The sequence below is a fragment of the Embleya sp. NPDC050154 genome (assembly GCF_044460165.1).
Lineage (GTDB): Bacteria > Actinomycetota > Actinomycetes > Streptomycetales > Streptomycetaceae > Embleya.
In genome coordinates this window covers 69714-90190 of the sequence record NZ_JBITJP010000014.1, presented here as the reverse complement: position 1 = coordinate 90190, position 20477 = coordinate 69714, and the positions used below count along the sequence as shown (strand labels likewise).

The window sequence follows — 20477 nt, the reverse complement described above, 5'->3', positions numbered from 1 at the left end:
CGTCTCTCCTGTGAGTCGGCCGCCCGCCGACCGGTCGTCCAGGGAGATGAGCAGCATGTCGCGCACGTTCGCCACACCGGAATCGACGGACAGGTCACGCTGGTCGGCGCTCGCGGTGCTGTGTGCCGGGGTGCTGATGGTCGTCCTCGACGGCACGATCGTCACGGTGGCCCTGCCCGCCATCCAGAGCGACCTGGGCTTCTCCCAGTCGGGCCTGGCCTGGGTGGTCAACGCGTACGGAATCGCCTTCGGCGGCCTGCTGCTCCTGGCCGGCCGGCTCGGCGACCTGATCGGGCGGCGCCGGATGTTCATCGCGGGCATGGTCGTCTTCACCGCCGCGTCGCTGCTGTGCGGCGTGGCCACCGGGCCGGAACTGCTGATCGCCGCCCGCTTCCTGCAGGGCATCGGCGGCGCGATGTCCTCGGCCGTGGCGATCGGCATGATCGTCACGCTCTTCCCGGACCCTCGGGAACGGGCCAAGGCGATCGGCGCGTTCAGCTTCGTCGGCGCGGCCGGCGCGTCGATCGGGCTCGTGCTCGGCGGGTTGCTCACCGAGGCGTTCACGTGGCACTGGATCTTCTTCGTCAACGTGCCGATCGGCGTCGCCGCCACCGCGCTCGCGTTCCGCCTGCTGGTCGCCGACCGGGGTCTGGGCCGGTCGGCGGGCGCGGACCTGTGGGGCGCGCTGCTGATCACGTCCGGCCTGATGCTGCTCGTCTACACGATCGTCGAGGCGGACGCGCACGGCTGGGCCTCGGCGCGCACGCTCGGCATGGGCGCGGTGGCACTCCTGCTGATCGCCGGTTTCGTGGTCCGCCAAGCGAAGGCTCGGACGCCGCTGCTGCCGCTGCGGGTGTTCCGGTCGGCGCGGGTGTCCGGGGCCAACGCGATCCAGATGTTGATGGTCGGCGCGCTGTTCGCCTTCCAGTTGATGATCGCGCTCTACCTCCAGCATGTGCTCGGCTACGGCGCGGCCCGGACCGGCGTCGCGATGTTGCCGTCGGCGGTCGTGATCGGGGTCATCACGCTCGGCTACTCGGCGCGGATCAACGCCCGGTTCGGCGAGCGAAACGTCGTGGTCGCGGGCCTGGCCCTGCTGCTGGTCGGGCTGCTGTTCCTGGCCCGGGTGCCGGCGGACGGCGCGTACCTCACCGACGTGTTGCCCGCGATGTTGCTGCTGGCCGGCTTCGGTCTGGCCATCCCGGCGCTCACCACGCTGGGCATGTCCGGGGCCACCGCCGAGGACGCCGGCGTGGTCGGCGGTCTGTTCAACACCACTCAGCAGGTCGGCGGCGCGCTCGGACTGGCCGTACTGAACACGCTCTCCAGCGCCAAGGCGGAACGGCTGGTGGCCGAGGGCACCTCCGCGCCCGAGGCGCTGACCGGGGGGTACACCCTCGCCTTCGGCATCGGCGCCGGTCTGATCGCCGCCGCGATCGTGCTCACCCTGCTGGTGCTGCGCTCGCCGAAGCGGGAGTCGATCGTGGTCACCGACGGCACCGAAGGCACCGAACACACCGAGGGAACGGGCGGCACGGGAAGCGCGGAGACGGCCCCGGCCGAACCGACGGCATCCGCACGCTGAACGGAGCCGGTACAAAACCCCACTCCGAACACCCGAAGGCCCCGTGTCGCCACCGCGACCGGGGCCTCGGCGCGACCGCAGCCCGTCGCACCCGCGAGCGGCGCCCGTCAGACTAGACCGCCTCCGGTCGGTTCGCCGTCGCCTCGGCGTAGGCCCGTTGCGCCGCCTCGATCTCGTCGATGTGGCTCTCGGACCAGGTCCGGATCTCACTCATCAAGCCGCTCACGCTGGTCCCGAGTTCGGTCAGCGAGTACTCCACCTGGGGCGGCACCGTGGCGTAGACCTTGCGTCGGACCAGGCCGTTGCGTTCGAGGTCGCGCAGGGTCTGGGTGAGCATCTTCTTGGTGATCCCGCCGAGCCGGCGGCGCAGTTCCGCGTAGCGCAGCGTCTGCGGGTGGAGGGCGCCGACGACGAGGGCCACCCACTTGTTCGCGATCAGGTCGAGGACCGCCCGGGAGGCGCAGTCGGCGAGATAGACGTCGGCGCCACCGTAAGGGCGCAGGTCGGGAGGGGTATGCATAAGGTACCCAGGTACCAGGAAGGTGCCTTCTTCACAATGGTTACCGGGTCCTCGATGCTCTCCGCATGACGAAGAACATGATCACTGTGCATCAGGACACGCTCGGCGGCCCGGAGGTTCTCCGGGTGATCGAGACCGCGATACCCACACCCGGACCGGGTGAGGTACTGGTCGAAGTGCGCGCCGCGGGGGTCAACCCCATCGACACCAAGATCCGCGCCGGCGGAATGTGGCTGACGCCGCCGTTCACGCTCGGGTGGGACGTCTCCGGTGTGGTCGCGGGCGTCGGCGCTGGCGTCTCCCGGCTCACCGTCGGCGACGAGGTCCACGGGATTCCCGGGTTTCCGCGACTTGCCGGTGGATACGCGGAGTTCGTGGTAGCCGCGGAGTCCTCCTTCGCGCTCAAGCCGAGCACGCTCGACCACGTGCAGGCGGCCGCCCTGCCGCTGTCCGCCTCGATCGCGTGGCAGGCCCTGGTCGAGGCGGCGCAGGTGCGACCGGGGCAGCGCGTGCTGATCCACGCGGCGGCGGGCGGCGTCGGGCACCTGGCGGTACAGATCGCCAAGTCCCGGGGCGCGTACGTGATCGGCACGGCGAGCCCGGCCAAGCACGACCTGCTCCGCGAATTGGGCGCGGACGAGGTCGTGGACTACGCCACAACCGACTTCGCGGAGACGGTACGCGACGTCGATGTCGTGTTCGACCTGGTCGGCGGCGCGTACGAGGACCGCTCGCTGCGTACCCTCCGCCCCGGCGGCATCCTGATCAACATCACCAACCCGCCCGCCGCCGAGGCCACCGCGGCCAAGGCCGAGGCGGCCGGCGTCCGCGGCATCACCGTCGACCTGGCGCCGAACCCGGAACGGCTGGCCCTGCTGGCCGAGGCGGTGGACGCGGGCCTGCTGCGCCCGGTCGTCGCCGAGACCTTCCCGCTCGTCGAGGTGGTCAAGGCACACGAACTGGCCGAGACGAACCGCACCGCCGGCAAGATCGTGCTGATCCCCTGAGCCGGCCCGGAAACCCCGTGCCGTCCCGGAAACCCCGTGCCGGCCCGACAACCCCGAGCCGTCCCGGAAACCCGGCCCGCCTCGGAAGACCGAGAGCCCGGCCGGGCGGATCCTCGACACCCCGAGACCGGCACCCCCGCCCCACGACGGCGAAGCCGGGTACCCGTGCCGAACGGCCGGGGTACCCGGCTTCGACCGGTGCGCGTCCTACTCGGTGATCTCGATCGTGCCCGCCATGCCGGTGCCCACGTGATACATGCAGTTGAAGGTGTACGAGCCGGGTCGGCCGAAGCTCAGCTTGATGTCCTGGGACTTGCCGCCCTCGGACGGCGCGACCGGCGCACCGCCGGGCAGGATCATCTGGTGCGGGGTGATCCCGGTGTCCGCGAGGGTGATCACCAGCGGACCGGTCCGGGCGCGGATCACCGACGGCGAGAAGCGCAGCTTGTCGTCCACCCGCAGCTCGATCCGCTGCACCCCGTCACTGCCCAGGGCCGCGACGCCCTCGGACGCCGCCGCGGTCGCCTCGGCCTCGCTCATGTACGAACCCGGGCCGCCCTCCGCGCCCCAACTCCCGCAGCCGGTGAGCAGCAACGGCAGGGCCGCGGCCCCGACCAACCATCGACGGCGCATCGGACTCAGCCCTCCAACAGGGATTGACCGACATACCCGCCCGGAGCGCACCCCGGCGGGATCACGAACAGCCCGCTCGCCTCGTGCCGCAGGAACGGGGACAACGCGTCGCCGCGGGCCAGCTTGCGCTGGATCGGCACGAAGCCGTCGTCCGGGTCGTGCTGCCACGCCACGAACAGCAGCCCGGCGTCCGGCGCGCCGTCCGTACCGAACCCGTCGTGGTAGGAGTAGCCGCGCCGCAACATCGTCGAACCGCGGTTGAACTCCGGTGCCGCGACGCGCATGTGGGCGTTCGCGGTGATCACCAACTCGCCGTCGGCACCCCGCTTGCCGAAGTCCGCGGCGCTGTGCTCGCCGCCGCCGGACAGCGGCGCGCCGGTGTCCTTGGTCCGGCCGATCACCCGCTCCTGATGCGCCTTGTCCAGGCCGTCCCACGCGTCCAGCAACATCCGGATCCGGCGGAAGACCACGTAGGTACCACCGGTCAGCCAGCCCTGGTCGGGCCCGGCCGCGGCGGTGACGAAGATCTTCTCGTCGAACTTCGGGTCGGCCGGCTTCGGATTGTTGGTGCCGTCGATCTGGCCCATCAGGTTCCGGTGCGTCATCGGCTTGGCGGTGGCACCCGGCGACCGGGCGAAGCCGTTCATCTGCCAGCGGATCCGGGCCACGCCCTTGGCCAGCCGCTGCAGCGTGCGGACCGCGCCGAAGGTGACCAGCCCGTCGTCCGCGCACACCTGGACGAACAGATCGCCGTCGCCGCGGGCCGGATCCAGCGCGTCGTCCGGGAACGGCGGCAGCGGCTTGAGCGCGGCGGGCCGCCGTGCGGCCAGGCCCACCTTGTCGAACAGGCCGGCGCCGAAGCCGAAGGTGACCGTCAACGAGCAGGCCCCGGCGTCCGCCGCGACCCGGTCGTCGTCCGCCACCGGCCGGCCCGAGGTCAGCCGTGCGGCCGCGTCCGACCAGCGCCGCATCAGCGCGGCGACGGCGGCACGGTCCGCGCCCGGTTCCAGGTCCCAGCCCAGGAAGACGGCCTTGGCCTGGGCCGGGGTGGTGATGCCGGCCTGGGTCTTGCCGTGGAAGGGCACGCTGGTCGAGCCGACGTGGGCCAGCGTCGGGCCGGAGGCGGTCGAGTCGTCCGCGAACGCGACCGCGCCGCCGGTCGCGCCGACCACCAGGCCGCCCGCGCCGGCCGCTCCCGCGACACCGACGAACCGGCGGCGCGAGACGGCCGAATCGGCGCTCGCTCGATCGGAGGATTCAGGGCTGCTCATCACGTCGTCCCTCGCAGGTTCCACCGGCTCGTGCGCGCCGTTCGCGTCGCGCTCGCCGTTTGTCACACACACCGCTTCCGCGGCTCCGGCGGTCGCCGCCACCGGGTTCGGTCCCCGTCGCACCACCACGACCAGCGCGAGCGCCGCGCCGAGGCCGGCGCCGAGCACCAGCACGGTCAGCGCCCGGTCCAGCGCCAGCCCGCCCACGAACGGCGACGACGAGCGCCACAACACCGGCAGGTCGTACCCGGCCACCCGCAGAGCCAGCACGCCGAGCGCCGGCGCGGCCAACCACGCGCCGCCCACCCGGCCCCGGACCAGCAGCGCCGCGCCCGCGAACGCCACCGCCCCGGAAAGCAGTTGGAGCAGATTGCCGGCGAAGAACGCGCCCGCCCAGGCGCCGAACCCGCCGGCCCGGGCCGCCGCGACCAGGGCCAGGTGCAGCACGCTCGCCGCCGCGACCACGCCCGCGAGCACGCCGTACCCGAGCAGTGCCCGGCGGCGGACCGGCGGCAGCCACACCACCGCGAACACCAGCACCGCGAGCCCGATCGAGCCGAGGATGCCCGGCCACGGACTGGGCCCGGGCAACCAGCGCAGTTCGCCGGTCGCGGCCAGCTCGCGTTCGCCGATCCGCATCGGCACGGTCCAGGTGGAGATCCGCTGCGCGCGATCCGGATCGGCCATCACCCGCGGTGGCAGCCGCTGTTGCACGATCCAGTGCACGCGCTGGTCGTACCAGCGGGCCACCGGCTCGGCGGAGATCCGGTGCCACTGCGGCGCGCCGGTCGGTTGCAGGTTCGACTTCTCGTCGACCGAGCCCCACCGCTCGCTGCTCAACTGCACGGCGGGGGACTGGCGGTTCTCGAACACCCCGCCGCGGCCGATCCGCAGGAACGGCTCGCTCATGTAGCCGAGCACGACCACGTCCTGCGGACCGGTGTTGCGCACCTCCATCCGCGCACCGTTCTCGATCACCTTGACCGTCAGGCCCGGGTCGAGCTCGCTCGGCGAGGTCATCACGGTGTGGAAGTTGCTCGGCCCCTGACCGGACAACTCCTGCGCGAACGCGCTGCCCGCCGGGGCCAGGCAGACCAGCACCCCGACGAACAGCAGCACGAGGCGGCGTACGTGCCTCACTTGACCTCCACGGGCACCGTCACGGTGATCCGGTCGACATCGGAGGTTCGGATCGAGAAGGACAACTCCCAGCGGCCCGCCATCGGCAGCGACAGATCGCCGAGCCAATGCCCGGGACCACCCCGGCGCACCTGGACGTCCGCTCCGTCGATGCCCTTGCCCGGCAGCGCCATCGACACCGTCAACTCGGCGACGTCCCGGATCTGCCCGATCGGATCGGAGAAGTAGATGTGCAGCTCGTTGGGGCCGACCCGGGCCGGATCGACCGTGACGTCGAGCTTGCCCTTGCCCGCGGCGCCCCCGGCGTCGAACGGGACGCTGCGGCTGACCGGGCCCGCCGCCTCGGATTGTTTGCGCTCGTGCGCGGTGCGGCCCGGTTCGGTGTCGGTGAGCACCGTGGTGACGCCGAGCACCGCGATCGCCAGTGCCGCCTCGATCGCGACCGCCTTGCGCAGCACGGCCCACTTCGGCTTCCCGGCGGTGCTCTTGCCGATAGGGGACTTCCCGGCCGCCGCCAACTGTCGCATCAGCCAGCGCCGGGAGACCCAGGCGCCGGCCAGCATGAGCAGCACCAGGTCGACCTTGAAGACCAGCAGCAGGCCGAACGTGGTGTCGAACAGCGCGGCGAAGGAACCCACCTGACGCCAGCTCGCGTACAGCCCCGTCGCCACCAGGACGCAGACCGAGACGAACGCGGTCCGGGAGAAGATCCGCACCGTCGGCACGTCCAGGCCCGCCTCCGGCGCCGGCTCGCCCGGCCGCACGATCAGCGTGACCACGATCGCGAGCCCGCCCAGCCAGGTGGACATCGCGAGCAGGTGCAGCGTGTCCGCGGCCATCGCCACTTCCACCTGGCGGCCCACCGACGCGTGGTCGGCGATCGGCCAGGTGATCGCGATCGCGGTGCACAACACCGCCCAGACGCCGGCCAGTACGTGCCGGGTGCGGTCGGCCGCGTGCGCGAGCGAGGCGATCAGCCAGCCGAGCAGTGCGCCGGCCGCGCCCAGCAGCAGCACCCGGGCCGCGATCGCCTTGCCCAGCTTGGTGTCCAGCGTCGCGCGCAGCACGTCCGCGTCGAACGCCGAGGACAGGCCCAGACCGGACGCGTTCGGACCGTGCAGCATCAGCACCGCGAGCGAGGACAACAGCAGCCCGCCCCAGGCGCCGGACAGCAGCAGCCAGACCCGGAACCGGCCGACCGCGGCGGGTCGGGCGATCAGCAGGAACAGCACCGCGCCGCCGAGCACCGCGAAGGACAGGTAGGCGACCCCGGTCGAGGCCCGCTCCAGCACGTCGGTCGCGGTGGAGCCCTGGTCGGTCAGGTCGGAGACCCGGACACCACCGGAGGCTTGGCCGATGTTGAAGGTGAACGCGCCGGAGATCGGGTGCGAGTCGGCCGAGACCGCACGCCAGGCGACCGTGTAGGTACCGGTCGGTAGGCCGCCCCGGAGCGGGGTGACCACGCTGGTGTCGCCGTCCGGACCGTGCTTGGCCTGGTTGTTGTCCACCCGGGTGCCGCTCGGGTCGAACACCTTGACCCCGCCGAGCCCGATCTCCACGCCCTCGCTGAACCGGAGCGTGACCGTCGCGGGCGCGCTCGTCAGCGTCGAGCCGGACGCCGGGTTGGACGACTGGAGGACGGCGTGCGCGGACGCGGACCCGGCCCCGCCGAGCACGAGCGCGGCGAGCAGCAGTGGCAGCGCGAGCAGCCACGCGAGCGCGCGGCGGCCCACCCCGCCGGCGGCTCGGGCCGGGGACGGGGGCGGTGCCGGGACGGCGGCCGGGCGGCCGGCCGGGTCAGTGACCCGCATGGCCCGGTTGTTCGGCCGAGGGCGCGACCGCCGCGGGCGCGGCCGACGAGGCGGCCGGTGCCGGCGTGGTCGAGCCCGGTGTGGTCGACCCGGGCGACCCCGCTGCCGGGGCGTCTCCGGGACGTTCGGTCACCCCGAGCACGGGCACCTGTACGGTGACCGGCCCGGTCTGCTGGAAGGTCAGCGTGAGCGGCACGGTGTCGCCCTTCTTCACGGCCTTGTTCGGGTTCATGAACATGATGTGGGCGCCGCCGCGCGCCAGCACGCCCTTGCCGTGCGCGGGCACGTCCAGACCCGGGATGTGTCGCATCGAGTTGCCGCTGGTCTGGTGCAGCATCACCTCGCCGGACAGCGGGCTGGCCACCGAGAGCAGCCGGTCGGCGGTGTCGCCGTCGTTCTGCACGATCAGGTAGCCCGCCGCGACGTCCGTCGACGAGGGCTGCGGGATGTACGGGTCGACGATGCGCAACTTCGGCGTGCCCTTGGCGGCGCCCGCGTTCGCCGGCGCGGCGGCCTCGCGGTCGGCCGAGTCGGAGGACCCGGAGTCGGCGCAGGCCACCAGCACACCGCCGATCCCGAGCGCGAGCACGCCGCCGACGGCGAGTGGTACGGCCTTGCGGGGGAGGGGGAAGAGCTTCACTTCTTGGCGTCCTCGGGGTGGATCAGCAGCGGCAGGTCGTGGGCGAAGTCGTCGGAGGAGTTCCCGTTCGGGGTGCCGTCCGGCAGCAGTCCGCTGCTCGCGCTGTACATGACCGGCCCCTCGTTGTTGGGGGCGAAGGCGATCACCTGGGTGCCGTGGGTGCTCACCACCTTGCCGTCCGGGCCGGTGGTCGGCGGCTCGATGGAGACCCCGACCTGGCGTGCGGCGGCCTGGATCCTGTCGAACGGGCCGGTCAGGCCGACGAAGGACTTGTCCAGCGAGTCGAGCCACTCGCGCAGCGCCGCCTGGGTGTCGCGTTCCGGGTCGGTGGTCACGAACACCACGTCCACGGTGGCCCGGTCCGGCGCGGGCAGCTTGCCCAGCGCGCGCACGATGTCGCCCATGACCGTGGGGCACGCGTCCGGGCAGTGCGTGTAGCCGAAGTACAGCAGCGTGGTGCGCCCGGCGGTCTTCGCCCGGAAGTCGTACGGCTGCCCGGAGGTGTCGGTCAGGGTGAGTTCCGGCTTGCTCCACGGCGGGTCGACGGCGATGCCCTTGTACTTCGAGTTCGCCTCGCGCACCTTCACCGGCGCACCGTTGTCGGACTTGTCGGAGTCACCGCACCCCGTGGCCAGGAGCAGCCCGGCCGCGACCAGCGCGGCGAGGCGGAGGCCGGTACGGCGGCCCCGGACCGGGGACTGCGTTGCGTTGCTCATCGTTCTCCAGGTCGTTGCTGCCGAGGGCTCGTGGCCGACGTGTTCGGCGTCGGCGCGGGCCCGGTGGCCCGGGCGGCCGGCACCGATCGATGCGGTGCCGGCGCCCGGGCCGGGAAGTTCACCCCGAGACCGTGGTGCGAGACCTCGGTCGGGGCGGGCCGAGGATCAGGCGGAGGTGCCCCGACGCGACGCGCGCAGGACGGCGAACACGCCGGCGCCCAGACCCAGCACGCCGACCACGATGCCGACCACGCCGAGCGTGCGGGCCGTCGAGTCGTCGCTCTTGTCCTCGGCGACCGCGGCGACGGACGCCTTGGCGTCGGTCGAGGGCTTGGCCGAGGCGGCGGGCGCTGTGGTTCCGGCACCCGCCTTGGCGGTGAGCTTGAGCGTCGGCGCGGGGTACTGCGGCTCCTTGCCGTCCGCGCCGGCCAGGTCGATCCAGCGCACGACCTCGCCGCTGTCGTAGGTCTGCACGGCCTTGAAGACGAGCTTGTCGGTGTCGGTGGGCAGCTTGCCCATGGACACCTCGAAGTCCTCGAACGTGCCCGGGTTCACCCGGGTGCCGGCGTCCGCGGTCCAGGTGATCTTGGAGACCACCTCGGTCAGCGGCTTGCCGTGGTTGTCGATCGGCGTGGTCAGCTTGGTCTTCTCGACCTCGGCCTTCCAGCCCGCCATCGCCCGGGTCTGCACCGACGTGAGCGGCTTGTCGGCGGGCAGGGTGATCTCGAGCTCGGTGGTCCCCGCGTCGTCGCGCTCGTTGGGGACCCGGAAGGCGACCTTGGCGTACGAGCCCTGCTCGGCGGTGCCGGGTTGCACCGTCACGTGCGCGGAGGCCGAGCCGGCGAAGACGAGGATGCCGGCGCCGGCCGAGGCGGCTATCACGGACAGCCGGCGGCGCGTGGTGGTCATGGTCATGGGGTGTCTGCTCCATGGGTGATCCGGCCGAGGGCGCACAGAGGCGGCCTCGGTCCGGGAGGGGACGGCAGGAGGGCGGACGCGCGCCACCGCCGATCCCACACCCGGTCGAGAGCGGATCAGCAGGCGAGCGCGTACTCCGCCGGCGGGCCGCGCCGGGTCACCGCGTGCCGAAGCAGCGTCCGGTGTGTCGTCGGGTCCGGCGCCGAGCCGGTCCGCCGGATGCCGCCCGGGGTCTCGACCACCGGGACGACCAGGCCGAAGAGCACCGCCAGCACCAACCGCAGCGGCGCCGCGGCCAGGCCGAGCAGGGCGAACAGCGCGGCCTCGCCGCGCCGCAGCCACCAGCCGGTGAGCAGGGCCGCCGCGAGGTGCGCGCACACCATGCCCGCGCCGCCGTCGAACAGCAGCGGGCCCGAGCCGCCCATGTGGTGGTGTCCGGCCGGCGGGTCCTGCGGGAACAGCGTCGGGTCCACCCGGGCGTTGCGGATGATCTCCTCGGGCGTCCAGCCGTTGGGCAGCAGGATGTGCCCGGTGGAGTCGCGCGGACCACACAGCAGTCGATCCAGCAGGGTGCTCGACCCCGAGCCGCCGGCCGCGGCCGAACGGCCGGGCGTCGCGGCGTTCGCCGCCGCGGCGGCGAACAGGGTGTGCAGCGCGAGTTGGGCCGCCGCGAGCAGCGTGGTGATCGCGGCGAAGGAGCGCTGTCGCCCGGCTCCGGCGAAGGCCGAGACGAACACCGCGGCGAAGCCGGCGACGGGCGCCCACAGCGGCAGCGGCTCGGTCGACATCCACGCGTGACCGCATGCCGCGAGCGCGGCGCAGACCGCCGCGAAGACGGCGGCGCGCACGGCGCGGAAAGGTACGGACACGGCCTGCATGACGCCCCATCGTCTCATCGCGCGCGGGCCCGTCGTGCCCGGGGCCGGGAATGGCCGATGATCATGGCCGGCGACCCGGCACCGGCGGGGCGAGCACATGATGTCCCCACGATGCGGCCGAACGAATCGTCTTTACGGGGTATTGACGACCGATCAAGTGATGTGCGCATACAGGGAGCAAGCGGCGGCAATAAAACCGGGTGTGTGATCCGCCGGATACAGCCGGACTCCCAGAGATGTCGAAAGGCCGCTCATGGACATGAGGTGGACTGTCCACCTGCCACGGGATACGGCGAGCGTGCCGATGGCGCGCCGGCTATTGGTCGGTGCGATGGAGACGGCGGGGGTGGATCGCGAGATCGCGATGGAGATCGGCCTCGCGTTGTCCGAGGCGTGCGCGAATGTGGTCGAGCACGCCCGGGGCGGGCCGTATTCGGAATACCAGATTCGCGCGGGCATCACCGGTGACTGTTGTCGGGTCGAGATCATCGACGGCGGCCCGGGCTTTCCGATGGATCGGCTGCGCGGCTCGACGGTGAACGTCGGCCCGGGCGCGGAGAACGGTCGCGGGTTGATGCTGATCCGGGCGATGACCGATCACGTGCAACTGAGCAACCACCCCCGGCGCGGTGCGGTGCTGCGTTTCGAGAAGACGTTGCGCTGGCGCAAGGACGCGTTGGTACCGGTCTCCTAGCCGGTCCGCGGGCGGCCCGGCGTCCGCCGCCAACTGCCTTGCCGGACGCGGTCGTTCCGGTGCAGGTTACGATCGGGGCAGTGGACCGGGCCGAGGTAAGGGAATTGCTCGACCGCGTCGCAGCCGGGGAGGCGGGCGTGGACGAGGCGCTCGACGACCTCGTGCGCGGGCCGACCGCGGGCTTCGCCGACCTGGGTTTCGCCCGGGTGGACACCCACCGGGCACTGCGCACCGGTGATCCCGAGGTGGTCTTCGCGGCCGGAAAGACCCCCGAACAGACCGTCGCGCTCTTCCGCCGGTTGCGCGAGGCGGGCGGGCGGCCCGCGTTCGCCACCCGCGCCTCGGCCGCCGTGGTGGACGCGGTGCGCACGGCGTTCCCCGGCGAGGCGTACACCGACGACAGCGGCACGTGTGTCGCGGTGGGCACGCCGCCTACCCCGCGCGGCCTGGTCCGGGTGGTCTCGGCGGGCACCTCGGACGCGGCGGTGGCGGGCGAGGCGGCGTTCACCGCGCGCCTGTTCGGCGCGGACGTGGAGCGGATCGAGGACGTGGGCGTGGCCGGCATCCATCGGCTGCTCGCGGTACACGCCGAACTCGACGCGGCGGACTGTCTGATCGTGGTCGCGGGCATGGAAGGCGCGTTGCCCAGCGTGGTGGCGGGCCTGGTGTCGGTGCCGGTGCTCGCGGTGCCCACCAGCGTGGGCTACGGGGCGTCCTTCGGCGGGCTCGCGGCGCTGCTGGCGATGCTCAACTCGTGCGCGCCCGGGGTCGCGGTGGTCAACATCGACAACGGCTTCGGTGCGGGCGTGTTCGCGGCCCGGGTGGCGCGGTCGGTCGGGGCGGCGCGGAGCGCCGAGACCCGGTAGTCACGAACGCCGAAGCACACGGGAAAACGCAAGAAAGCGGTCGCTTTCGGTCGCTTCGTCGGTTTCCCGGCGGGACCCGCGATCGGCTGCGACAGTGGCCGCGACGGGAGGTATCCGCTTGGCAATCGCATGGTTCCAGTGCCAGGCCGGTGCGAGCGGCGACATGCTGCTCGGGGCCCTGATCGACGCCGGCGCCCCGCTGGAGGCCGTCCAGCAAGCCGTCGACGCGGTGGGCGTCGAACCGATCCTGATCACCGCCGAACGCACCGACCGACACGGGATCGCCGCGACCCACGCCCGGGTCAAGACCGTGCACAGCCACGTGCACCGCACCTGGAACGACGTCCGCGACCTGCTCGATCGCGCCGACTTGGCGGAACCCGTGCACGCCCGCGCGCACGACGTGTTCGGTCGGCTCGCGCACGCCGAGGCCCGCGCGCACCGATGTCTGCCCGAGGAGGTGCACTTCCACGAGGTCGGCGCGTTGGACGCGATCGCCGACGTGGTCGGCACGTGTACCGCGCTGCACGCGCTGGGCGTCGAGGACGCGGTCGGCTCGCCGGTCGCGCTCGGCAACGGCAGCGTGCGGGCCGCGCACGGCGTGCTGCCGGTGCCGGTCCCGGCCGTGCTCGAACTGATGCGGGTGGCCGCCGCGCCGGTCTACGCGGGCCCGGCCCCGTACGAGATGTGCACCCCCACCGGCGCGGCCCTGCTCACGGCGGTGTGCCGGAGTTGGGGGCCGATGCCGGCCCTGCGGATCACCGCGGCCGGGACCGGCGCGGGCAGCCGGCGGGTCGAGGAGGTGCCCAACGTCCTGCGGGTCGTGCTCGGCGAACGGCACGAGGCGGAGCGCGTGCACCCGACCGGCGAGGACGTGCTGATCGAGACCAACGTGGACGATCTCGACCCGCGGCTGTGGCCGGCGGTGCTCGGCAAGCTCCTCGCGATCGGCGCGGGCGACGCGTGGCTGGTGCCCATTCTGATGAAGAAGGGGCGTCCCGCCCACACGCTGTGCGTCCTGGTCCCGGCGGACCGGGTGGACGCGGCGCTGCACACGGTGTTCCTGGAGACCTCGACGATAGGGGCGCGGATCGTTCCGGTGGCCAAGCGGGCGCTGGCCCGCGAGTTCGGCACGGTACGGGTGGAGGGCCTGCCGGTGCGGGTCAAGACCGCGATGTTCGAGGGCAGGGTGGTCAACGCCCAGCCGGAGTACGAGGACGTGGCCGCCGCGGCCGCGTCGCTGGGCCGACCGGTGAAGGTGGTGATGGGCGCCGCGACCGCGGCGGCGTACGCGGCGGGCCTGCTGCCCTGAACGTGCGGGCGCGCGCGGGCGCATAGCCTTGGGCGAGCATCCGTCCCCGTGTAGGCCGTGTACGTCGAGGAGCAGGCACCCGTGATCGCACGTCCCCTCCGGCTGCTGCTCGCCGTGCTCACGGCGGTGCTCGTGCTCTCGGCGCTGCCCGGGTCGGCCGGCGCCGCACCCGCTCGTCCGGCCGCCGCCGACCATGTCGTCCTGCTCGGGATACCCGGCCTGACCTGGGCCGACATCGACGCCACCGGCACCCCGGGGCTGGCCGCGCAGGCCGGGCACGCGACCTCGGCGGCGATGTCGGTGCGCACCGTGCACCCGCGCGCGTGCCCGGTCGACGGGTGGCTCACCACCGGCTCGGGTGCCCGCTCGACGGATGCCCGGACCAGTGCCAGGAGTGCCGAGCCGTGTGCCGAGCCGCTGCCGCCGACCCTGGCCCCGGACGGCTCGGCGACGGTGCCGAACATGCGCGCGATCGTCAAGCGCAACGACTCGTTCGGCTACAACCCCGGGTACGGGCAACTCGCCGCCTCGGTCGCCGAGCACGGCCGGGTGGTCACCTCGGTCGGCCCCGGCGCGGCCTACGCGAGCGCCGACCCGACCGGCCGGGTGCGCGGCACCTACCTGCCGGACCCGAACGCCGTGGACACCGCGCTGATCGAACGCTCCGCGCTGACCCTGATCGACCTCGGCGGCCTGACCGGACCCGGCGTCGACCGCGCGGAGCGGCTGCGGGCGGTGGACGCGCAGGTGGCCCGGATCGGCGCCGCGCTGCCGCCGCGCACGCAACTCGTGGTGGCCGGCCTCGCCGACGACACCGGCACCCCGCACCTGCGCGCGCTGATGGCGAGCGGGCCGGGCACCGCGACGGACACGACCTTCTCCTCCGGCTACCTGACCGCGACCTCGACCCGCGACGACGGTCTGGTCCAACTCACCGACCTGGCCCCCAGTCTGCTCGCGCCGCTGGGCATCGACGCGCCGAGCGACCTGGTCGGCGCGGTCTACACCCGGGCGCCCGGCCCCTCCGGGAGCACCGCGATCGACGAGTTGCGCCTGTTCGACGTGGGCGCGCAGGCATCGCGCACGGTGCGCGAGGTCTGGTACTTCTTCACCTGGCTCACCCTGCTGCCGATCGTGCTCGCGGCGCTCGCGCTGTGGCTCGCCGTGCGGTTCGGCCGCGGTGGCCGGACCCGGGCCCGGCGCGCGGTGATACGCGCGGCGACCGGGATCGGGGTGTTCTTCGGTGCCGTTCCCGGCGGATCGTTCCTGGTCGGCCTGGTCCCGTGGGAGCAGGCCGGCGACCCGGCCTGGGCGCTGCTCGGGCTCACCGTGGTGTTCGCCGCCGTGCTCGCGGCAGTGGCCCTGCTCGGCCCCTGGCGACGGCACCCCTACGGCCCGGCCGGCGTGGTCGCCGCGGCGACCGCCGTGATCCTGGCCGGTGACGTCATGGCCGGCTCACCGCTGCAACTGAACACCCTGTTCGGCCTGTCCCCGCTGGTCGCGGGCCGGTTCTACGGCTTCGGCAACGTCGCCTGGACGATTTTCGCGATGGCCGTCCTGCTCGCCGTCGCGTGGCCCACGGGCCGGCTGCTCGCGGCCGAGCGGCGGCGGGCGGCGGTCGCGGTGCTCGCGGCGGTGGGCACGGTCGCGGTGGTGGCCGACGGCTGGCCCGCGTTCGGCAGCGACTTCGGTGGCGTGCTCGCGCTGATCCCGGGCCTGGCGGTGCTCGGCCTGCTGCTCACCGGCACCCGGATCTCGTGGGCCAAGGTCGGCCTGGTCGGCCTGGGCGCGGTCGTGGTGATCGGCACCATCGCCGTGCTGGACTGGCGGCGCCCGGCGGCGAGCCGCTCGCACCTGGGCCGGTTCGTCCAGGAAATCGTTGACGGCGACGCCGGCGACACGCTGCACCGCAAGATCATGGGCAACCTGCACTCGTTCACCACGCCGTTCACGCTGATCATCCCGGTCGTGTTCGTGCTGCTCGTGCTCGCCCTGCGCGATCCCGCGAAGTGGCGGGCGCCCGCCCTGGCACGGTCCTTCGCGGCCGTGCCATGGCTGCGTTCGACGCTGCTCGCGTGCTGGTTGACCGCGGTGGTCGGCTACGCGGTGAACGACTCCGGCATCCAGATCCCGGCGGTCGCGCTCACCATCGCGGCGCCGCTGGCGATCGCGGTGATCGCAGCCGCGGAGGCCCGCCCGCACGCCGGCTGACCAGCACCACCGCGACCAGGATCGCCGCGCCCGCCCACGGGCCGACGGTGCCGCGCAGGGTGCGCTGGAGGGTGTCCACCGCGTCCGGCAGCGGAACCACCCGGCCGGGAATGTACGCGCACACCAGGAGCGTGCTGCGGGCCAGCAGCAGCCCGTCGAGCGCGGACGGCGCGAGCAGTGCGAGCGGTGCCCAGGCCGCGACGTCGTACCAGGGCAGGCTGTACGGCGTGGTCAGCAGCCAGGCCAGGGACAACAGCGCGGCCGCGGCGGCGCTGTCGCGCGTCACGTGGGCCATCGCTGCGGGCCGGGCCCGGGCGGCGGTGCGCGCCAGCAACCACACCACCACCGCGGCCAGCAGCCAGCCGAACAGGCCGATCACCGTGCGGGCGGTGTCATGCCCCAGGGCCGACTCCAGCGGCCCCAGCACCAGCCGCAGCGGCACCGCGAGCGAAACCAGCCTGGTGTTCTCGCGCATCTGATCGAACGCGCCGAGGCCTACCGGCAGATAGGTGGCGATCCCGACCAGCAGCGCCGACCCGATCAGCGCGGCCAGCGCGCGCGGGCGACCGCGCAGGCCCCAGGCCAGTGCCAACACGTACAGGCCCAGCGAGATCTTCGCCGCGCAGGCCAGACCGACCAGGACGCCCGCGAGCGCGGGGGAGCGGCGCACCGCGAGCAGCGCGCCGACCGCGAACACCAGCGCGAACGCGTCCAGGTGGCCCGCGTTGACCGCCACGAACAGCAGCAGCGGATTGAGCGACCACAGGATCGCCACCCGGGCCCGGGCGCCCCGGTCCGGGCCGGCCGCACGCTGGAGCAGCAATCCGGTCAGCACGAACGCGGCCGCCCCGAGCAGGGTCAGCACCAGCACGGTCGTGTGCACCGAGGTCCCGCCGATCCGGGCCGCGAGCCACTGCTCGGCGGTCGCCACCGGCCCGTACACGGACGGTGTGTCCGTCCACGGCGCCTCGACCGCCACGCCGACCGGATCCCCGTCCCGCACCAGCGTCGCGGCGGTGTCCCGGTAGGGGTCGCCACCGGTGGCCGCCAGCCGGCCGTACGCGGCGTACACGAGGTGGTCGGCCGAGCCCATCGGCGGCACGCACACCATTGCGAGCGCGGCGACCGCCCCGGCGAGGGTGAGCCGGCCCGGATCCGGTGTCCAGCCCCGGCGCAGCTCGCGCATCGCCACACCCAGCCCGAGCGCGCCCGACAGCGCCGCCGCGAGCAGCAGAGCGGTCACCACACCGGCGCCGGGCCGGACGTCGAGATGGTAGGGCGGCAGCCACGACGGCCCGCCCGGCACCGGTGGCTGCGCGGCCGAGGGCCCCAGCAGCCCGGTCAGCAGGAGCAGCGCGATCGCCAGTGCCGTCAGGCCGAGCGCGACACACCCAAACGGGTGTTCCACGTGAAACATCGACGAGCGACGCTCCGCGCCGGGCCGTGCCGTCACCGGTTCAGCCACGACCGCGGATCGCCCCCGGCAACGCCCCGGCCGCGCCGCGCTCGGCCAACGCCCGGGCCACGTGCGCGTACTGCCGGGCGCGATGGCGCTGCGCGGCGAAGTCGGTTCCGGTCACCCGGTGGTGCAGTTCGACCTCGACCTCCTCGACCGCGAACCCCTCGCGGACCAGGTCGATGGTCAGTCCGGTCTCGACGCCGAAGCCGGCCGCGAGCGGCAGCGCCGCCTCGAACGCCTCGCGGGTCAGGCAGCGCTGGCCGGAAAGCGGCTGGGTCGCGGTGAACCCGCAGGCCCGGGCGATCCCGTCCCGGGCGGCCCGGACGACGAACCCGCGCCCGCCGCCGGCCCGCAGTTGCGGCGGCAACACCGCGATGGTCATCGCCGCCGCGCCGGCCCGGACCGGGGCGATCAGCGGTGCCGCGGCGGCGGCCGTACGCTCTAGGTCGGCGTCCAGAAACAGCAGGTGACGCGGCTGCTCCCGGCCCTCGCGCACGTCGATCGCGGCGACCACGGCCGCCCCGGTCTCCATCGCCGCGGCCTTGCCGCGATTGCGCCCGTGCCGGGCGAGCACGGCGCCCGCGGCGCGCGCCGCCGTACCGGTGTCGTCGGTGGAACCGTCGTCCACCACCACCACGAGGTCCACGCCGCCGATCGATCGTGCTGCCTCGACCGTGGCCGAGATTCGCTGTGCCTCGTCGTATGCCGGGATCACCACGGCCGTGTCGCCGGTCGGTGTGCCGGTCGTGTGCTCCGCCATGGCGTGATCCTACGAGCCGACCCGAATGCCGGCCGGTTCCACCCGTCCTGCCCAACGCCGCGGCGCGGCGGCGTGAAGGTCACGGGCGATGGGGGTACAACGGAAGAGAGCCACATCGCGGGTATGCTCCAGGACCCTGTGATCGCGGTCTCGTGATATCTGCGGAACCTCCGAGGGCCGGCCGTTCGTCGTCCTCGGTGAGGAGTGCTGGAATAGGCGCGGCGTCGCATCGGACGCGGTGCCGGGCCAGGCAGAGACCAACAGACCCAACCGCAGCGCAAACCGCAGCAATGGATGGCACAACGGTCCGCTCGGGAGCCCCCATCTCCCGCCCGAGGCCCGATCCGCGAGGGCAACACCCGTACCGGGCGCCGTAATTCGCCACCCCTGCGCCACCTCGCGCCATGTGCCGCCAAGCGGCCTCCTCGTGGTCGGCTGCGGAGTACCTGAGTATCACGCATAGTGCTTCCACGTTCACGGAAAGGAACGAGCGCATGCTGCGCGAGATCCTCGGAAGACGACGGAGGGAACGCACCGCATTGATGTCGGCCGTGCTGACGTGTGCGAGATGGCGCTGGCCCGTGGTTCCCGGCGTCGGATACGACCGCTGGTCGGGCGTGTGTCGTTGTGGTGCGACCGATTGTCGCGTGCCGGGCGCCCATCCGGGTGAACCTCCCCTGCTCGCGGCCACATGTGACGAGCGCATGGCGCGCTGGTGGTGGCAGCAGACCCCGGACGCGTCGGTGATCCTGGCGACGGGTGGGCGGGTGGCGGCGTTGAGTGTGCCGTCGGAAGCCGGTGCCCGCTCGCTCGACCAACTCGCCCGGCTCGGTGTGCGTACCGGTCCGGTCGTCGCCGCGCCGGGCCGCTACGCGTTCCTGGTTGAGCCATACGAGTTGGGCGAACTGGGTGAGTTGCTGGACCGATACGGCCTCGATCGGTACGGCACGGTGCCTTCCACCCTGCGCTTTCACGGCGACGGCGGCTACCTCGCGCTGCCGCCGTCCCGAGTGCAGGGCGGCCTGTTGCGCTGGGCCCGGCCACCGGCTCCCTCCGGGGATCCGACGGCCGGTGGACCATGGTTGCCGGCCGTGGCCGACCTGGTCCGCACGCTCGTGGACACCTGCCAACACGCCGGGCCCAGAGCCTGATCGAAAGCGCGCCGTCACGCGATGCGGTGATCGTTGTGGCGTAACCGCAACATGTGGTGATCGCTGCACGTCGTGGCGGCGCGATAGGCTCGGCGCGCCGATCATTCCGGCCCCGTTCCGCACCCGGATCCCCATCGTCGGGGAGCGTGTGGAGGGGGGCTTTGCGCGCTAGGAGACACCATGCAGCGCCCACGCACGGGTCACGTCCGCACGGTGGCTCTGGGCGCGGTCGTGGGTCTGTGCCTGATCGTCCCGCTCGCCGCCGCCTCCGCGGACTCGGCGGGCCCGGACAAGGGCCGCCACACCGCCGACTCGGGGCCGACCACCCGCCCGAGCGCCGCCAAGGCGGCCGAGTTCGGCAATGGTGTCGGCGATCGTGATCGGGCCGGTTCGGCCGGGCTGCTGGAGTTGATCGGTGGCAAGCCCACCGCGAAGTCCTCGGCCACGGCCGGTACTTTGCCGGTCGTGGGCACGGAAAGCGTGTGCGGCAAGGCGGTCGACGGCCCCCAGGGGGTGCGCGCGCAGACCTGCGTCGAGCGCGACGGCTCGGAGGCATGGGGGCGGGTCTACTACCGAAACCCCACGCCCGACCCGCTGTTGCTGGTGATGAGCGTTCTCCAGCCGGGCGGCAACACGCTGCGGGTGACCTGCACCGTCGAACCCAAGGACACCGAGGGTCGCTGCGACAGTCCGCGCGTGCGTGTGCCCAAGGAGGACATCCAGGGCTGGTCCGCGGTCGCCGAACTGGCTTCCAAGGACGGCTCGACCAAGCTGCTCCGTTCGGGATCGGCCACCACGCAGCGCTGACTTCGGCCCGGGAAAGCCGCCGCGTCCGGCGATCGACGCATACGGACAATTCGATGCTCGGTGGTGAAAAAAGCCCTCGGGACAAAATCGGGAAAAGA

18 protein-coding genes are annotated in these 20477 nt (G+C 73.1%); 8 read left to right on the top strand and 10 right to left on the bottom strand.

Translation table 11 applies throughout. The annotated features are described in order from the left end of the window. Positions 1-55 precede the first annotated feature (55 nt). Positions 56-1585: a DHA2 family efflux MFS transporter permease subunit gene (locus ACIBSV_RS27665; RefSeq protein ID WP_395867605.1), complete on the top strand. Its 1530-nt coding sequence runs from the start codon at positions 56-58 to the stop codon at positions 1583-1585. A 112-nt stretch (positions 1586-1697) separates the two neighbouring features. On the opposite strand, the gene ACIBSV_RS27660 is transcribed toward ACIBSV_RS27665, so the two are convergent. Then, positions 1698-2105 (bottom strand): winged helix-turn-helix transcriptional regulator, encoded by a 408-nt coding sequence (locus ACIBSV_RS27660; protein WP_395867603.1) that lies wholly within the window; start codon positions 2103-2105, stop codon positions 1698-1700. A 65-nt stretch (positions 2106-2170) separates the two neighbouring features. Here ACIBSV_RS27660 and ACIBSV_RS27655 point away from each other — a divergent pair, with 65 nt between their 5' ends. Then, the gene (locus ACIBSV_RS27655; RefSeq protein ID WP_395867601.1) at positions 2171-3112 is read left to right on the top strand and encodes an NADP-dependent oxidoreductase; all 942 of its coding nucleotides are present in this window, start codon (positions 2171-2173) and stop codon (positions 3110-3112) included. A 207-nt stretch (positions 3113-3319) separates the two neighbouring features. Here ACIBSV_RS27655 and ACIBSV_RS27650 read toward each other — a convergent pair whose 3' ends face one another. The 7 genes from ACIBSV_RS27650 to ACIBSV_RS27620 all read right to left on the bottom strand — a co-directional run bounded on the left by ACIBSV_RS27650 (position 3320) and on the right by ACIBSV_RS27620 (position 11110). Then, positions 3320-3745: a hypothetical protein gene (locus ACIBSV_RS27650; RefSeq protein WP_395867599.1), complete on the bottom strand. Its 426-nt coding sequence runs from the start codon at positions 3743-3745 to the stop codon at positions 3320-3322. Between the two features lie 5 nt (positions 3746-3750). Beyond that, positions 3751-6156 (bottom strand): iron uptake transporter deferrochelatase/peroxidase subunit, encoded by a 2406-nt coding sequence (gene efeB, locus ACIBSV_RS27645; protein ID WP_395867597.1) that lies wholly within the window; start codon positions 6154-6156, stop codon positions 3751-3753. Beyond that, positions 6153-7967, bottom strand: coding sequence for a copper resistance protein CopC (locus ACIBSV_RS27640; protein WP_395867595.1), 1815 nt, complete (start codon positions 7965-7967; stop codon positions 6153-6155). The genes efeB and ACIBSV_RS27640 overlap by 4 nt, the downstream gene beginning before the upstream one ends. Further along, positions 7954-8607, bottom strand: coding sequence for a copper chaperone PCu(A)C (locus tag ACIBSV_RS27635; protein WP_395867593.1), 654 nt, complete (start codon positions 8605-8607; stop codon positions 7954-7956). The genes ACIBSV_RS27640 and ACIBSV_RS27635 overlap by 14 nt, the downstream gene beginning before the upstream one ends. Then, the gene (locus ACIBSV_RS27630; RefSeq protein ID WP_395867592.1) at positions 8604-9323 is read right to left on the bottom strand and encodes an SCO family protein; all 720 of its coding nucleotides are present in this window, start codon (positions 9321-9323) and stop codon (positions 8604-8606) included. The genes ACIBSV_RS27635 and ACIBSV_RS27630 overlap by 4 nt, the downstream gene beginning before the upstream one ends. Before the next feature lie 165 nt (positions 9324-9488). Continuing rightward, the gene (locus ACIBSV_RS27625) at positions 9489-10238 is read right to left on the bottom strand and encodes a YcnI family protein (protein WP_395867590.1); all 750 of its coding nucleotides are present in this window, start codon (positions 10236-10238) and stop codon (positions 9489-9491) included. Positions 10239-10357: 119 nt separating this feature from the next. After that, positions 10358-11110, bottom strand: coding sequence for a hypothetical protein (locus ACIBSV_RS27620; RefSeq protein ID WP_395867587.1), 753 nt, complete (start codon positions 11108-11110; stop codon positions 10358-10360). Positions 11111-11372: 262 nt separating this feature from the next. Between ACIBSV_RS27620 and ACIBSV_RS27615 the strand changes: the two genes are divergently transcribed. The 4 genes from ACIBSV_RS27615 to ACIBSV_RS27600 all read left to right on the top strand — a co-directional run bounded on the left by ACIBSV_RS27615 (position 11373) and on the right by ACIBSV_RS27600 (position 16202). Continuing rightward, positions 11373-11813 (top strand): ATP-binding protein, encoded by a 441-nt coding sequence (locus ACIBSV_RS27615; RefSeq protein WP_395867585.1) that lies wholly within the window; start codon positions 11373-11375, stop codon positions 11811-11813. 80 nt (positions 11814-11893) lie between these two features. Further along, complete coding sequence (gene larB, locus ACIBSV_RS27610; protein ID WP_395867583.1) at positions 11894-12679, top strand: nickel pincer cofactor biosynthesis protein LarB; 786 nt, start codon at positions 11894-11896, stop codon at positions 12677-12679. A gap of 118 nt (positions 12680-12797) precedes the next feature. Next, positions 12798-13991 carry a nickel pincer cofactor biosynthesis protein LarC gene (larC, locus tag ACIBSV_RS27605; protein WP_395867581.1) on the top strand — a complete coding sequence of 398 codons (1194 nt, stop codon included), beginning with the start codon at positions 12798-12800 and terminating at the stop codon, positions 13989-13991. 81 nt (positions 13992-14072) lie between these two features. Further along, positions 14073-16202, top strand: coding sequence for a hypothetical protein (locus tag ACIBSV_RS27600; protein WP_395867579.1), 2130 nt, complete (start codon positions 14073-14075; stop codon positions 16200-16202). Here the strand turns inward: ACIBSV_RS27600 and ACIBSV_RS27595 are convergent. Beyond that, positions 16135-17610, bottom strand: a complete 1476-nt coding sequence (locus ACIBSV_RS27595) for a hypothetical protein (RefSeq protein WP_395867577.1) — start codon at positions 17608-17610, stop codon at positions 16135-16137. The two genes, ACIBSV_RS27600 and ACIBSV_RS27595, sit on opposite strands and share 68 nt — an antisense overlap. 49 nt (positions 17611-17659) lie before the next feature. Continuing rightward, the gene (locus tag ACIBSV_RS27590) at positions 17660-18421 is read right to left on the bottom strand and encodes a glycosyltransferase (protein ID WP_395867576.1); all 762 of its coding nucleotides are present in this window, start codon (positions 18419-18421) and stop codon (positions 17660-17662) included. A gap of 404 nt (positions 18422-18825) precedes the next feature. On the opposite strand from ACIBSV_RS27590, the gene ACIBSV_RS27585 reads away from it, so the two are divergent. Together ACIBSV_RS27585 and ACIBSV_RS27580 are read left to right on the top strand one after the other, a co-directional pair. After that, positions 18826-19572 carry a bifunctional DNA primase/polymerase gene (locus ACIBSV_RS27585; RefSeq protein ID WP_395867574.1) on the top strand — a complete coding sequence of 249 codons (747 nt, stop codon included), beginning with the start codon at positions 18826-18828 and terminating at the stop codon, positions 19570-19572. Between the two features lie 180 nt (positions 19573-19752). After that, on the top strand, positions 19753-20379 hold the full coding sequence (locus tag ACIBSV_RS27580) for a hypothetical protein (protein ID WP_395867572.1): 627 nt from the start codon (positions 19753-19755) through the stop codon (positions 20377-20379). Positions 20380-20477 lie beyond the last annotated feature (98 nt).